Annotated in this window: 15 protein-coding genes; 8 read left to right on the top strand and 7 right to left on the bottom strand. The window is 46.7% G+C overall.

Annotation, left to right across the window (positions count from 1 at the left end; translation table 11 throughout):
• The first annotated feature begins 66 nt into the window (after positions 1-66).
• Together GFS24_RS04630 and GFS24_RS04625 are read left to right on the top strand one after the other, a co-directional pair.
• The gene (locus GFS24_RS04630) at positions 67-1,089 is read left to right on the top strand and encodes a sensor histidine kinase (RefSeq protein ID WP_173002968.1); all 1,023 of its coding nucleotides are present in this window, start codon (positions 67-69) and stop codon (positions 1,087-1,089) included.
• On the top strand, positions 1,086-1,775 hold the full coding sequence (locus tag GFS24_RS04625) for a LytTR family DNA-binding domain-containing protein (RefSeq protein ID WP_153658391.1): 690 nt from the start codon (positions 1,086-1,088) through the stop codon (positions 1,773-1,775). Before GFS24_RS04630 ends, GFS24_RS04625 begins: the two co-directional genes overlap by 4 nt.
• Here the strand turns inward: GFS24_RS04625 and GFS24_RS04620 are convergent.
• Together GFS24_RS04620 and GFS24_RS04615 are read right to left on the bottom strand one after the other, a co-directional pair.
• Positions 1,765-2,277, bottom strand: a complete 513-nt coding sequence (locus GFS24_RS04620) for a hypothetical protein (RefSeq protein ID WP_153658390.1) — start codon at positions 2,275-2,277, stop codon at positions 1,765-1,767. The two genes, GFS24_RS04625 and GFS24_RS04620, sit on opposite strands and share 11 nt — an antisense overlap.
• A gap of 69 nt (positions 2,278-2,346) precedes the next feature.
• Positions 2,347-3,363 carry a rhodanese-related sulfurtransferase gene (locus GFS24_RS04615; protein WP_153658389.1) on the bottom strand — a complete coding sequence of 339 codons (1,017 nt, stop codon included), beginning with the start codon at positions 3,361-3,363 and terminating at the stop codon, positions 2,347-2,349.
• 288 nt (positions 3,364-3,651) lie between these two features.
• Here GFS24_RS04615 and GFS24_RS04610 point away from each other — a divergent pair, with 288 nt between their 5' ends.
• From GFS24_RS04610 to GFS24_RS04595, 4 genes are all read left to right on the top strand, one after another.
• The gene (locus tag GFS24_RS04610; RefSeq protein ID WP_153658388.1) at positions 3,652-3,795 is read left to right on the top strand and encodes a hypothetical protein; all 144 of its coding nucleotides are present in this window, start codon (positions 3,652-3,654) and stop codon (positions 3,793-3,795) included.
• A gap of 89 nt (positions 3,796-3,884) precedes the next feature.
• On the top strand, positions 3,885-4,670 hold the full coding sequence (locus GFS24_RS04605) for an alpha/beta hydrolase (protein ID WP_153658387.1): 786 nt from the start codon (positions 3,885-3,887) through the stop codon (positions 4,668-4,670).
• A gap of 57 nt (positions 4,671-4,727) precedes the next feature.
• Entirely contained in the window at positions 4,728-5,870 is a 1,143-nt protein-coding gene (locus tag GFS24_RS04600; RefSeq protein ID WP_153658386.1) for a TlpA disulfide reductase family protein, read from the top strand.
• 67 nt (positions 5,871-5,937) lie between these two features.
• Positions 5,938-7,515: a trypsin-like peptidase domain-containing protein gene (locus tag GFS24_RS04595; RefSeq protein ID WP_153658385.1), complete on the top strand. Its 1,578-nt coding sequence runs from the start codon at positions 5,938-5,940 to the stop codon at positions 7,513-7,515.
• Positions 7,516-7,546: 31 nt separating this feature from the next.
• On the opposite strand, the gene GFS24_RS04590 is transcribed toward GFS24_RS04595, so the two are convergent.
• Positions 7,547-7,843, bottom strand: a complete 297-nt coding sequence (locus GFS24_RS04590) for a helix-turn-helix domain-containing protein (RefSeq protein ID WP_253906397.1) — start codon at positions 7,841-7,843, stop codon at positions 7,547-7,549.
• Between the two features lie 137 nt (positions 7,844-7,980).
• On the opposite strand from GFS24_RS04590, the gene GFS24_RS04585 reads away from it, so the two are divergent.
• A complete protein-coding gene (locus GFS24_RS04585; protein WP_153658383.1) occupies positions 7,981-8,862 on the top strand; it encodes an NAD(P)H-binding protein in 882 nt (293 codons plus the stop codon).
• Between the two features lie 206 nt (positions 8,863-9,068).
• Here GFS24_RS04585 and GFS24_RS04580 read toward each other — a convergent pair whose 3' ends face one another.
• The 4 genes from GFS24_RS04580 to GFS24_RS04565 form a co-directional block, all read right to left on the bottom strand.
• Positions 9,069-11,564: a DUF5686 family protein gene (locus tag GFS24_RS04580; RefSeq protein ID WP_153658382.1), complete on the bottom strand. Its 2,496-nt coding sequence runs from the start codon at positions 11,562-11,564 to the stop codon at positions 9,069-9,071.
• Between the two features lie 61 nt (positions 11,565-11,625).
• Positions 11,626-11,985: a hypothetical protein gene (locus GFS24_RS04575; RefSeq protein ID WP_153658381.1), complete on the bottom strand. Its 360-nt coding sequence runs from the start codon at positions 11,983-11,985 to the stop codon at positions 11,626-11,628.
• A gap of 9 nt (positions 11,986-11,994) precedes the next feature.
• Positions 11,995-13,188: a PLP-dependent aspartate aminotransferase family protein gene (locus tag GFS24_RS04570; RefSeq protein ID WP_153658380.1), complete on the bottom strand. Its 1,194-nt coding sequence runs from the start codon at positions 13,186-13,188 to the stop codon at positions 11,995-11,997.
• Between the two features lie 25 nt (positions 13,189-13,213).
• Positions 13,214-13,636 carry an OsmC family protein gene (locus GFS24_RS04565; RefSeq protein WP_153658379.1) on the bottom strand — a complete coding sequence of 141 codons (423 nt, stop codon included), beginning with the start codon at positions 13,634-13,636 and terminating at the stop codon, positions 13,214-13,216.
• Positions 13,637-13,773: 137 nt separating this feature from the next.
• Here GFS24_RS04565 and metX point away from each other — a divergent pair, with 137 nt between their 5' ends.
• Positions 13,774-14,796: a homoserine O-acetyltransferase gene (gene metX, locus GFS24_RS04560; protein WP_253906396.1), complete on the top strand. Its 1,023-nt coding sequence runs from the start codon at positions 13,774-13,776 to the stop codon at positions 14,794-14,796.
• Positions 14,797-14,965 lie beyond the last annotated feature (169 nt).

Below are 14,965 nucleotides of genomic sequence, written 5' to 3'. Positions count from 1 at the left end.
GTAGGTATTCTTAGTTAGGGACGAAGGGCGAAAGTAAAAAAATAAATGGCTATATTTAAATACCGTATGAAAGTATTTTCACAGATCATAAACTGGCGCCTGCACCACGTGTTCTTCTGGCTGGCCTTCTTCGTGGTATGGATCACACTAAGAATAGATGACTATCCTGATCTGTTACCCACTATCCTGGCCGGCCTCTTAAAAGTACTGTCCCTGGCCGGTGCTGTATACTTTACCAATTACGTACTCATCCCAAAACTGTTATACACTAAAAAATACTTCTCCTTCTTCCTCAGCTTTACAGCATTAGTGCTGGTCACCGGTTTCCTGGTGATAAAGATCCTCAATCTCATCCTCACCCCTTACGCCTCCCGCATCACCCACTGGCCCAATGCCACCTTCAACAGCCAGGTATACGATGTGTACATCCCCCTGTTCTTCATGGTAGGTGCTGCTGCAGGCATTAAGTTCTACATAGACCAGTTAAGGACCTTACACCGTTTGCAAGGTGCATTGAGAGCTGGCGCAGAACAGGAACTGCAATATTTAAGAGCGCAGATCAACCCCCATTCGCTCTTCAATTCCCTCAACACGATCTATTTCCTGATCAATAAAGAGAACAAGGAAGCCCGGGAAACGCTGATGAAGTTCTCGGACCTGCTGCGTTACCAGTTATATGATTGCAATACGGATAAGATCGATATAGAGAAAGAGATCCAGTACCTCAGGAACTTTGTGGCCATACAGCAGTTGCGGCATGATGAACGATACAATATCACCTTTGATTGCGATGAGAACGTAAAGAATTTCAGCATTGCCCCGCTCCTGCTGATCACCTTTGTGGAGAATGCGTTCAAACATGTATCTGCCCACGAGCAGAATGAAATAAACATAACGTTAAAACGCAAAGATCAAATACTGCAATTAACAGTACACAATACCAAAGAGAACCGCCCCGCAGAAGAGCCCGGCGGCATCGGCCTCGCAAATGTGAAAAGAAGACTGGAATTATTATACCCCGATAAGTACACATTGGATATTTCAGACAACAGCGCTACATTTACGGTCACCCTAACTTTAGTCATATGAAGATCCGCTGTATCATAGTTGATGATGAACCGCTGGCCCGCAAAGGCCTGAAGGAGTACATTGCCGATGTCAACTTCCTGGAGCTGGCCGGTGAATATGATTCCCCCATCAAAGCAGCAGAGGCCCTGCAGCAGGAGCAAATAGACCTGATGTTCCTGGACATCCAGATGCCGCGCATGACGGGCATTGAATTCCTCCGCTCACTCCCGCAGCCGCCACAGGTGATCTTCACTACCGCCTACCCGGATTATGCCGTGGAAAGTTTTGAACTGAATGTGCTGGATTACCTCGTAAAGCCCATTTCCTTTGAGCGTTTCATGAAAGCAGTGCTGAAAGCGAAGAATCAGCAGAAGAACACTACGGACTATTTCTTTATCAAGTGTGATAACAAACTCGAAAAGATCGCCTACCAGGATATCCTGTTTGCAGAAGCACTGCAGAACTATGTGGCCATCCACACTTCGTCCCGGAAATTCATCACTTACCTCACCTTTAAAGGTGTGGAAGATTACCTGCCCACAGACAAGTTTGTGAAAGTGCACAAATCTTTCATTGTTGCACTGGATAAAATAGATAGTATTGAAGGGAATGAATTACTGGTTGGGACGAACCATATTCCTATCAGCAGGACTTTAAAGGAAGAGGTGATGGAAAGGATCTTGAATAACAGGTACCTCAAAAGGTGACCTTCACCAGATCGCTCACCATCTTCAATAGTTCCTGCTCCAGCTCAACGGCCTCACCATGGCAATTGATCAATTCCTTTTGTGCAGCTGCTTCCTGCAATGGATGAAGGCTCAAACAACCCGCCACTACTTTCCCTACTTTAACATCCAGCGCAAGCACTTTTGCCATCAAAGGCGCCAATAAGTTGTATTTGGAAGTATCCTGTGCTGCGAGGATAACACGGGACGCCATCAGGTCACTCAGCTGCTTATGCATTTCCGTATTATACGACTTTATATTCCCTCTTATCGCTGCAGGGCTATGTTGCACAGACCAGCAAAGCCAGTTAATGGAATGGATACAGGAAGTGAGGTTTTTTGCCAGGTCCGCTAATGCTAAGCGAACACTTTTCGGCGTATCTGATCCGCGGCTCTTTAAGTAATAACCGACAATTAAAATAGGTACGCCTATTAAGACGCCTTCTATGATGCTAAGCCATAATGCTTGTGAATTGGGTAACATACGGGGATAAAAGTTTTGCTACAAAATTTAGCAAAATAACGCAAACTCCCTATCCCTCCTTTGTGCTATCTAACTGCGGTCCCACTTCCGTTTGGAAAATAACATCAGTCCCTTATCGATCCCTTTCCTCATCTCAGCCTGCTCTTCCTCGGGTAAAGCCAGCACTGCGGTACATTCTTCACTACAACATCCATTGTATTTCGCTGCACATGCAGCGCATTGAATAAATAAAAGATGACATCCTTCATTGGCGCAGTTGGTATGATCATCACAAGGTTCTCCGCACTGATGGCATTGGCTGATCACTTCGTCACTGATCCTTTCTCCCAGGCGTTCATCAAATACAAAGTTCTTCCCGCGGAACTTGTTGGGCAGGCCCCACTCCTTCGCTTTGTTCGCATATTCAATAATACCGCCTTCCAGGTGGAACACATTTTTGAACCCCTGATGCAACATGTACGCACTCGCCTTCTCACACCTGATCCCACCGGTACAATACATAATGATGTTCTTCTCCTTCTGGTCCTTCATCATATCCACCGCCATGGGTAATTGTTCCCGGAATGTGGAAGAAGGTACCTCCAGCGCTTTATCAAAATGCCCTACTTCAAACTCATAATGGTTCCGCATGTCTATGATCACCGTATCCGGATCTTCCGTCAGCTCATTGAATTCCTTCGCATTCACATACTTACCGCGGTTAGCCATATCAAAGGCCGGGTCCGTGATCCCGTCCGCCACGATCTTTTCCCGCACTTTTACCTTTAATACCCAAAAAGATTTGCCGTTATCATCTACCGCCACATTAAGACGAATGCCTTTCAGGAATGAAATGGAATCCAGGTGCTGGCGAAATTCCTCAAAGTGATGCGCGGGAATACTCACCTGTGCATTTATTCCCTCATGCGCCACGTAAATACGGCCAAAGACATGTAACTGGAAAAGTGCTTCGTAAAGCTGGTTTCGGAAGACCTGCGGGTCTGCAATTTTGGCGTACTGATAGAAGGAAACAGTTACGCGCTGAAAGGTTTCTGTTGCTAACCGGCTCTTTAGCTCGGTGGCAGACAATCTGTTATGTAATACCATAAGGAAATTTTAAGGACCAACGCCGGTGGAACAAAATTTCTGACACACCATTTTATGACATGCCGCCGCAAAGTTACAGAAAAATCTTATCCACAGAAACTACCTAATTTCAGGTAGTTTCTAACCCATTGGGAATCATAACAATTTATTAATATTTACCATTTATAAGCTTTTTGCATAGGTTCTGCCACAAAAAAATGTGGCACGCTATTGGAATATTGTGATAGTATTAACACAAATGGACAGTGCGGAATGCAATATTTCCTGACCCCCTTAAATAGAATTTATATGAGTATCTACGTTTTCTACTTCTTCGCTGTGATCATTGGTTTGTGGGCTTATCGGTTAGCCGCTTATTTTTTTGGTGGAAGTCCAAAAACCTCCAGAAACTCCCAGGCAAGGGGTGAAAAGAGAAGAGTAGCACGCTACTAAGTTATTTTCAACTATATCCTGGCAAGCAATTAAAAAATATAAAAAACGAGGTACCTTACAAGGCCTCGTTTTTTTATGGGCTTTCACTTATGAAACAACTATTATTACTGCTGTTACTCCCCTGTTTCACATTGGGGCAGGACTACACCACCAAAGAGAACATTCATTATTATACAAAATCCACAGACAGCTATATGGACCAGCAATGTGTGCTGGACGTGTACTATCCCACCAATATCAAAAATGCCCCCACGGTAGTCTGGTTCCACGGCGGCGGCATTACCGGGGGTGACAAAGAGATCCCTGCGGCTTTAAAAGGAAAAGGCCTGGTTATTATCGGAGTTAAATACCGCCTCTCCCCCAAAGTAAAGGCACCGGCTTATATTGAAGATGCGGCCGCAGCCATTGCCTGGACCTTTAAACACGTAGCAGCATATAATGGAGATACGAACAGGATCTTTATATCCGGCCATTCCGCCGGGGCTTATCTGGGCGCTATGGTCACCCTCAACAAGGAATACCTCGCCAGATACCAGATAGATGCCAACAGGATAGCCGGCCTTATTTCCATGAGTGCACAGGCCATCACCCATTTTACCATCCGCCAGGAACAGGGCATAAAAGACATTCAGCCCACTATAGATAAATACGCACCGCTTTTCCATGTAAGAGCAGACGCCCCACCGGTATTGCTGATCACGGGCGACCGGGAGATGGAAATGTTAGGCCGGTATGAAGAAAACGCCTACTGGGCCCGCATGATGAAGCTGGCAGGGCATAAGCAAACTACCCTGTATGAGTTGCAGGGCTTTGGCCATAATATGACGGCACCCGCTTTTCCCCTGTTATTAAAATTTATAGCCGAAAAACGCTAAGAAAATCGTGTAATGCTGCTTTATCATTATAGATAGTCTTAAAAAACCAGCAATTACATGAAATTCAGCTTCTTACTTTTATCAGTATTCGCTCCGGTGGCGGCTTTTGCACAAACACCTAACTTCACCATCACCGGCAACATCGGCAAACTGGATAAACCGGCCAAAGTATATATTGATTATTCTGATACCAACGGAAAAGGTAAGGAAGACTCTGCCTCCGTGGTGAACGGTGTATTTACATTTAAAGGTTTCATTACCGGGCAAACTACCGCCCGCATGTCCCTGGACCATGAAGGAAAAGGCAAACCTTTTTCCATTTACTCCCCTGGTGCCGATGTGATCTACTTTTATTTCGGACCGGAACAGATCAAAGTAACATCCAAAGACTCTTTAAGCAACGCGGCCTGGAAAGGTTCCAAAATATACGATGAGCATACTGCCTTTAACAAAAAGATCGGTGGCTCCATCATGGAGCTAACGGCTATGTACCAGAAAGAGTATGCAGAAGCATCCCCTGAAGATAAAAGAGACGAGGAGTTCATGAAGGCCCTCAATGCTAAACAAACGGAATTAAGAAAACAGAGAGGACTGAAAATGGTGGAATTCGCCAAAACTAATCCTAACTCCTTCTTTTCCCTGGTAGCACTGTCTGAAGCAGCAGGCTCCTATACTGACATGGCCACTGCACAAACCATCCTCAGCAGCCTGAACAAAGACCTGCAAAAAATGGATATGGCAAAGGAACTGCAACAGCGCATCAATGCAGAGAAACTCACTGCTGTTGGCAAACCGGCTCCCGCCTTTACCCAGAACGATGTAAACGATAAACCACTTTCACTTACTGATCTCAAAGGCAAAGTAGTATTGCTGGACTTTTGGGCAAGCTGGTGCAGTCCCTGCCGTGCAGAGAATCCCAACATGCTGAAACAGTATAAGATCTATAAAGACAAAGGTTTTGAGATCCTCTCCGTATCCCTGGATTCCAAAAAAGAACCATGGGTAGAAGCCATTGCACAAGATGGCCTTCCCTGGCTGCACGTATCTGACCTGAAAGGCTGGAGCAACGCTGCAGGCCGCCTGTATGGCGTAAGAGGTGTACCCGCCTGTTACCTCATTGACAGAGATGGAAAGATCATTGCAACGGATGTACGTGGTGAGAAACTGAACGAGAAACTCGCAGAGATCTTTAAAAACTAATCCTTCCCTTATTAAAGCAAAAGCCCCGGCTGGTCAATCAGCCGGGACTTTTAATTTTATTTGCTATATGAAAAGATCCAGGCTGCTGGTTATTTGTCTGACCATTATCTCCGCCAACACTTACGGCCAAAACATACATAAAGCGATAGAAAAAGCCTGGCCGGCCAGCGTGCGCATGTGGGGTTACGACACAAGTTCCAAACAACAAATGAGTGCCCAGTTCAGCGCAGTAGTAGTAAGCCCCCAGGGCGATATCCTCACTGCTGCACATACTTCCACGCCCGGTAAAACATACAAAGTAATGTTCCCGGATGGTAAGGTAGCCATTGCCCTGGCGCTCGGCAAAATAGAGATGGCGGATGATCCCACCATACCAGATGTGTCTATGATGAAGATCATTACACCCGGTACATGGCCGTATGCAGAGATGGGTTACTCCTCTTCCTTAAAACTCAACCAGCCCTGCATCAGCATAGCCTATCCTGAAACACTGAACCAACACCTGCCCGGTGTACGTTTTGGGATCATCACCAGTCTCGGTAATAAACGTGGCTTTTTACAATCCACCTGTGCAATGGAACCCGGTGATTCCGGCGGGCCGCTGTTTGATGAGTTGGGAAGGGTAATTGGCATACACAGCGCGATTACTATCTCAGAATCTGAAAATTTCGAAATACCGGTAGACCTTTACCGTAAGTACAAAACGGCACTGGCCGAAGCAAAGAAATTCAATGCGCTGCCTGCTGTTGAAGATCCCATAGGCAAAGATCAAATACAACTGCAAACATATACCCCCATTGAAAGCAATACTAAAAACGCCTGCGTCCTCATTACCAGCATGATAAAAGGTAAAGAAGAAAAGATTTACGGAACAGCGTTCGCCAACGCTTATGTTGTAAGCAAAAGTTCTATGGTAGGAAATGAGCCGCTCATCAACCAGAGAAAAGCTTCCATTATACGCCGCGACAGAGAAAATGACCTCGTGCTGCTAAAAATAGAAGCGCCTTTGCAAGACGGCATTACACTCACAAAAGCAAAACCAGACAGTATATCTTTTAAACAGCTCGGCCAATTCCTGGTAAGCCCGCGATTAGATACCGCTAACGCTATCAGCGTAGTAGGCACTTTACCATTCAGCCTGCCCAGGATCAATAGCACCGGTTTTTTGGGCGCTTCCATCGCCATTAAAAACGGGCCATTGCTGATCACGTTCATACGCAAAAACTCTCCTGCCGCCGCCAACGATCTTAAGGTGGGCGATGAAGTGATCAGCATTAACGGCATCACATTCAGCAAAGCGGAAGAGTTTGGCGCTACACTGCAAAAGTATTGGCCAAACGATACCATTACCATCAGCCTGAAAAGAGAAGGAACCGTTTATACAAAACAGATCATGCTGGACGAAAAGCCAATCCCCACACCAGGCCATCATCCTGCAGAAATGTTCGCCGGTGGCAAAAGCTACCGCAGAGATGGTTTCACCCGGCTCTTTGCGCACGACGCCATCTTAACACCCAGCCAGTGCGGCGGGCCTGTGTTTGATGCAGCCGGTAATTTTATGGGAATTAATATAGCCAGGTTTAGCCGTACCAGCACGCTGGTGATACCTTCAGAAGTAGTTTGGGCCTTTATAAATATCCACTAGTAAAAAAACGAGGCCCTGAAAGCCTCGTTTTTTATTGGCACTCCATGTCTTTATACAACCCACTGTCTTTAATAGCCCAGTCTGCCATGGCCAGGAGCACAGGGCTTAATAGCTCGGCCGATGGTGTGAGGCTATAAATAGTTATCGGTGGCATCTCCTGTTCCACTTTCCTGTTGATCAGGTTATCTTCTTTCAATTGCTTCAGGTGCTGCGCTAACATCTTCTCCGTAATAGCAGGTATTGACCGCCTCAGTTCACTGTAACGTTTAGGCCCACTCATCAGGTAATACAATATGATCGGTTTCCAATGGCCCCCTATCTTATTCATTACATAAGTTATGGGGCAGGTTATTTCAGCAATACCTTTATTTTGATGCAGGGTTGATTGTTCTTTTACTTTCGTCATGGCTACTTACTTTCGGGTAGGTACTTGTAATTAAGTTTGTACAAATATAGCTTTGCATTATGAAAATTACAATAACAGGTTCGCTCGGCAACATCAGTAAACCGCTTGCTGAAATACTGATTAAAAACGGCCATGAAGTCACCATTATCAGCAGTGACCCAAAGAAGGCAGATGATATAACAGCGTTAGGCGCCAAACCAGCTATCGGTTCGGTTTCAGACGTTGCTTTCCTGACAGACGCCTTTACCGGCGCCGATGCCATTTACACCATGGTGCCACCAAACTTTGGTGCCCCCCATATCAGGCAATACATGGCCCAAACGGGTAAAAACTACCAGGAAGCCATAAAGGCTGCCGGCGTGAAACGGGTGGTAAACCTAAGCAGCATTGGCGCCCATCTGCCCGAAGGCACCGGCCCCATTACAGGACTTTACGATGTAGAACAGACACTGAACTCCCTGGACGGTGTAGCCGTAAAACATTTACGGGCAGGTATCTTCTATATCAATTTCTTCTTCGATATAGGGCTTATCAAAAACATGGGAATAATGGGTAATAATTACGGAGAAAAGACCAAACTGGTGATGGTACATCCAAGAGATATTGCAGTTATTGCTGCTCAGGAACTGCAAACCCCATTTGAAGGAAAAAGCCACCAATACGTTGTGAGTGATGAACAGGAGATGACTGAAGTCGTAAAGACACTGGGCACTGCCATCGGTAAACCAGCACTCCCCTGGGTCCAATTCAGTGATGCAGAAGCATTTGCAGGCATGACCGCCGCCGGTATGCCAGAAGCTATTGCAGCCGCTTATGTAGAAATGGGCAATGCCATCAACAGCGGGAAATTATATGAAGACTTTAAGCCCACCACCTGGGGAAATACCAAACTGGCCGACTTCGCAAAGGAATTTGCTGCCGTTTATGCAGCACAAGGTTAGAAAATAGCAGGGGTTGTATGAAAAATAAAAGATAGCCCGGAGAATTGCATAAATGATGGCATGCCTCCATCAGGTACCCGAATAAAAAGGGGCCGCATCATACTTTTGATACGGCCCCTTCTATTTTATTCTTCTGGTAAGAATATATCGTAATGATTTGATCGCCGGTACCGCAGCACCAATTGCGAATAAAGCATCCATATTATCTATTCAAACTGAAACGCCTTCCCCAGCAATCCCCCAAACCCAACCCTTACCCCAACCTTTGTAGGCAACTGGCTCTGGTACCCTGCCACCACATCTACCCGCAACACCTTAAAGATGTTTTCTAACCCCGCAAACACTTCCACATAATTATTATTCCTGTTCACATAGAAAGCATTAGACCCTGCTACCAGGTTCCATTTCAGCCGGTTGAACAATGGGATCTTATTCGTCAGCAAACCATTGAAATGATGTTCTATGTTACCCGTAGCATACAGATTAGCAGACGTACTGTACTGATAATAAGGCGCTAACTGGAAGCTGTTTACATATTTGATGTTGTAGAACGTTTGGTTACCATTAAAGTGTTGCAGATCAGGGATACTCACTTTGTTATTATTAAAGAAACCACCTGTGGTGAATTTATAAGACAAGGCGCCGAAGAGTTTGAAATTCATATCGTCCTGCACAGATAATTTCCACTTGTCGAAATCCGCATCAATGAACCCTTTGGTATACATCAGCGTGAAGGTGGGATACTTCGATCCAATAGCACGTTTATACTTAGGGTACTCAATGAATTTTTGCCCCGGTTGATAACTCAGTGCACCCGTTAACGTTAGTACCTGCTCTTTTACGAAAGGCAGGTTCGCCAGTTCCTCCGGATGATTGGGTGTGAAGGTTTTGCTGGCATTTTTGAAGAGCACATAATCCGTGGTGTTCTCCACCGGGATCCTGTCCTCATAAGTAGCGTTCACATTCAGCTTCATCGCATTCTGGAAGTTGCGGTTAAAGTTCAGGCCGCCATACCAGCTCTCATACAGCTTCAGGTAGTTCTCCTTGGCCAGTAAGGTATATAATGAGTTAGCGATCGGGCCGATAGGATTCTCTTTATTGAACTGGGTGATGCGCTTCCCTCCTGCTATAGTCCATGTGTTACGGGAACCAAAATCATCCTGTCCGCTGCCGGAGAAGGTTAATGCGGTGGAAGCATTCAGATGTGTATTACTGAAACCATACCGGATATAATTAGCCCAGTGTAAATATCGCTTATTCGGCAGGCTGAAGCTTACAGATGGAGCAACAGCTAAAGAAACACCTTCCACCGTATTATAACTCAGGCCTTTGAGCAGGGAAGCAACATGTAACGAATGCGTGGCAATACTGCTATCTCTTTTAAAATACCAGTTATGCCCGAAGCCATTCAGCAGCACAGCATCTGCCTTTATTGGCTGCGGTTTTTTACGCAAAGAATCCAGGTGATACCGGGAGCGGGAGGAATCCCTCCTTACCTTTGCAGTACTGTCCTTCACGCGGAAGTCCTTCTGCTCCTCGGCTTCCAGCGGAACAGGGCGTATACTATCCCAGTATTTTATTTCGCGCTCAGCAGCATCCACCTCATATCTCATCACTACTTTGTTAAAGAAGTTTTTCGGGAATACAGGTTTCAGGTTATAGTTCGAGTATACGTTTACGTTATTAGCCGTTACATCAAACCCTAACATCTTCATCGCTATATATACCACCTGATCTTTTGTACGCCATACTTCATTATTCACCGGTACATGCGTTTGCCTGATTATCAGTGTGTCCAGCAGCTCCAGCTGGTATTCCCTGGTAAGCATCAGGTCTGTGCTGTGTATGCGCCAATCGTCTTCCGTAATATAAATGTACCCTGCAAACACCGGTTCATATTTCCGGCGCGGGATCACTTTGATCTTGTTCACCAGTTTACCATCGTCCAGGAAAGTACCTTCCAGCCGGTATTTATAATTGAGCATAGCCGTTTCTGCAATGGGAGATATAAAACCACGCGGTCCGAGGTCTGAGGTAATGGCCTCTACATTATTATCATAAAAACTGATCGTAGTAGGGAAACTGAACCCTAAACCTCCCCCGCTCTGACGGGAGGAAAGAACCTCCACCTTCATATCCGGTTGCCTATAATTTAAACGGGTATAGGATTCTGATAAACCCACAATGCCTTTGCGGGTAGAATCCAATCCCAGGTCCTCCGCATCCACTTTCTGACCGAACACCCTTTTGGGTGCATTACGGAGTTTGGCCAGCATTTTAATATAGGCGTCACAGGTATAGGCTTTTACCTGGTTTTGATAGAACGATCTCTTTTTGATAGCCTGCCGGATGATGGCATAAGCAGGATCTTCCCCACCGGACTTCACCACTACTTCCCTGATCTGCATACTTACCGGCTCCAGGACAAAGTTCAACTCCTGCACAGCGCCAGTGACCTGTATGGTCTTTTCCAGCTTCTTATAGCCCATATACTGGCAGAGGATGGTATACTGGCCGGATGGCAGATCCAACTGGTAACTGCCGGTGGCATTGGCCGTCGTACCATTGGTAGTGCCTTTGATCATCACTGTGGCATAGGGCAACGCTTCTCCTTTTTGATTGGTAACGGTGCCGCGTACAATACCGGCATGGGTTTCAACGGCCAACAGAACAAACAGGGCAGGGAGTAGAAGTTTCGTCATATACCAAAAATAACCGTTAAGGCTATTAGGTATATGCTACGTAAGAGGGTTTAAATCAATTTTAACTTTTGGCTTTGCGCACCGGCCGGAACATACTGCCGGATAAAGCACTGATAGCGCCCACAATACCACCCAGCAATGCGGTTATAATGATCATGATCACTGGTGAGCCGGGTTGTTTGAGAATAAGGTCCGCCATCCTGCCGGCCAGGATATGCCCATTGGCGTTATCTATCACCAGGGCCATGATGCCCCATAACAGGAAAACACCCAGGAACCCGCTTCCAAACGCCTTCGCGGGCGTTTGTGGCAACGCGATAGCTACTACAAACGCCGCGATGGCAATGCACCACCAATCCAGGAACATTCCCAGCACATAAGACAATAAGGCTGTTAATAAGAGGCAGAAAAGAAAGCGCATATGTTTTGGTTATTTACTTGCTTCAAGTGCTTGTTCAATATCCTGCAGGATATCATCAAAATGCTCCAAACCCACAGAAATACGGATCAGGCCGGGTGTGATCCCTACCTTTTGCCGTTCTGCTTCACTCAGCTTCGCGTGGGTAGTGGAAGCAGGATGTGAGGCAATACTGCGGCTGTCTCCCAGGTTAGCCGTGAGGCTCAGCAATTCCAGCTGGTCCAGGAAACGGCCTCCCCTTGCCAGTCCGCCTTTGATCTCAAAACAAACGATCCCGCCACCGGCAGACATTTGTTTCTTTGCAATCGCATATTGAGGATGGCTGGGCAGGAAAGGATATTTCACCCATTCCAGGTGAGGGTTCTTTTCCAGTGCAGTGGCTAAGGCCAGCGCACTTTCCGCATGGCGGGCCATCCTTACATGTAAGGTTTCCAGGCTGCGGCTCAGCACCCATGCATTGAAGGGGCTCATGGCAGGTCCGGTGCTCCGGCAAAACGCATACACCTCATCCACGAGTTCTTTGCGGCCTACTACTATGCCACCCAGTACACGGCCCTGGCCGTCTATCCACTTGGTAGCAGAATGGGTAACGATATCAACACCCAATGCAATAGGCTTTTGCAATACCGGTGTGGCAAAGCAATTGTCTACATTGAGGATCACTTTATGTTTCTTCGCGATCTTCGCCAGCAATTCCAGATCTATCAGGTCCAGCCCCGGGTTGGAAGGTGTTTCCACGAAGATCATCTTTGTATTGGGTTTGATCAGCGCTTCAACGGTTTCCGGTTTGGTCACGTCAAAGTAGGAATGCTCGATGTTCCATTTAGGCAGGAACTTCGTGATCACCGTATGGGTAGAACCAAAGATGGAGGAGGAAGAAAGCAGATGATCCCCTGCTTTCAGGAAAGCCATGAAGCTGCCAAATACAGCGCTCATGCCGGAAGCGGTGGCAAAGCCAGCCTCCGCTCCTTCCAGGGCACACATCCTGTCAATGAACTCTTCTACGGACGGGTTGGAGAAACGGGTATAGATATAAGCATCATTCTCGTCAGCAAAAGCTGCGCGCATGTGCTCTGCATTATCGTAAGTGAAGCTGGAAGTAAGGTACATCGGCCCGCTGTGCTCATTATGGGACGTACGTTGCGACTGTATCCTGATGGCCTGTGTTTCCGGATGATATGTTGGTTTGTTTTTCTTCTTGTTCATTAGTCTTTCTTCTTTTAAAATAATATCAGCCTTCGTTGAGCTTCACTTCCCAGGTGAGCTGTGTATGCCCCTGGCGGAGTGTTTCGGCAACGGAGCAATATTTGTTCATGGACAGTTCCACGGCACGTGCCGCCTTATCCGCGTCAATATTGCCACTGAGGTGGAACACGACATGCGCTTTTTCCCAAAGGGAGGGTTCCTTTCCTTTCTCGCGATCGGCTTCGACCTCAATACGGAAGTCTGTGATCTCCTGGCGCTGCTTTTTCAGGATCATCACCACATCAATAGCGGAACAGCCTCCCAGGCCCATCAATAACATTTGCATGGGGCGTACGCCGTTGTTCTTACCGCCATTTTCAATGGAGGAGTCCATCAATACCGTGTGGCCCTGTTCGTCCACCGCTTCCATGTTAAACCCGTCGTCAATACGTTTTAAAGCGATCTTCATGTTGTGCTGATATTTTTCTAATCGACCACAAAGATAACGGATATACATTAAAAATTTCGGTATGACGAACAGCATTCATAATTACGAATTGACAATTCGTAATTGAATTTGTAGGTTTGCGCAAATTTCGAATGTAGTTGTCATTGCAAATCTTTCATAGTCACCAACCTTTTCACCTGGAATCCGGCGAGGTACTTCCCTCCCTGCAGATCGCCTACCACACGTATGGAACGCTCAATCAACAGGGCGATAATGTGGTATGGGTATGTCATGCCCTCACCGCAAATTCTGATGTGGCAGACTGGTGGAAGGGCCTGATAGGCGAAGGCTGTGTGATAGATCCGCAAAAACACTTCATCGTTTGCGCCAATATCCTGGGCTCCTGTTATGGTACCTCAGGCCCGCTGACGGTCAGCCAAACCACCGGTGAACCTTACTACCGCAACTTCCCTACCGTTACCATCCGCGATATGGTACAGGCACACATCCTCCTGCGCCAGCACCTCAATATTGCCAGCATTCACCTGCTGGTGGGTGGTTCCATGGGCGGCTACCAGGTACTGGAATGGGCCATGATGGAGAACGAAAGGATCGGCAAACTGTTCTTATTATGCACCGGCGCCGCAGAAAGCGCCTGGGGTATTGCTGTGCATACTGCACAAAGGCTGGCCATTGAAGCTGACGACACCTGGCAACAGCCCACCCGGGAAGCCGGCGCACGTGGCCTCAAAGCCGCCAGGGCCATAGGTATGCTCACCTACCGCAACTACAAAACCTTTATGCGTGCCCAAACAGACCCGGATAAAGAGAAAACAGACAACTTCAAAGCATCCTCCTATATCAATTACCAGGGAGATAAACTGGTGAAACGTTTCAATGCCCAAAGCTACTGGCTGCTCACCAAAGCCATGGACAGCCACAATATTGCCCGTGGCCGCCACCAGGATATTGAAACCTCCCTCAGCCAGATAGAACAGCAAACCCTGCTCATAGGCATCGCCAGCGATATCCTTTGCCCCCCGGAAGAACAGCTGCTGCTGGCCAAACATATGCATAACACCGTTTACCATGAGATAGACTCCCCCTACGGTCACGATGGCTTCCTGATCGAGTTTGAAAAAATAGGGCTTATCCTCGCTGCCTTCCTGGCACAGAAATAACTCATCCTCGCCGCATTCCTGGCACAAAAATAACCATCTGTTAATCAATCTATTAATAGAAAACTTTTCATTTATCCAAAAAACCCTTAACTTCTCTCTATAAAGTAATGTCGACGATTTAGCCCAATGTCATTCATCATATGTAAATAATAAGGTCACATAGTAAACA

Origin of the sequence: Chitinophaga sp. SYP-B3965 (assembly GCF_009647655.1) — a bacterium.
GTDB lineage: Bacteria > Bacteroidota > Bacteroidia > Chitinophagales > Chitinophagaceae > Chitinophaga.
Note: the sequence above shows the minus strand (reverse complement) of the source record. Positions and strands in the feature narration are given on the sequence as shown.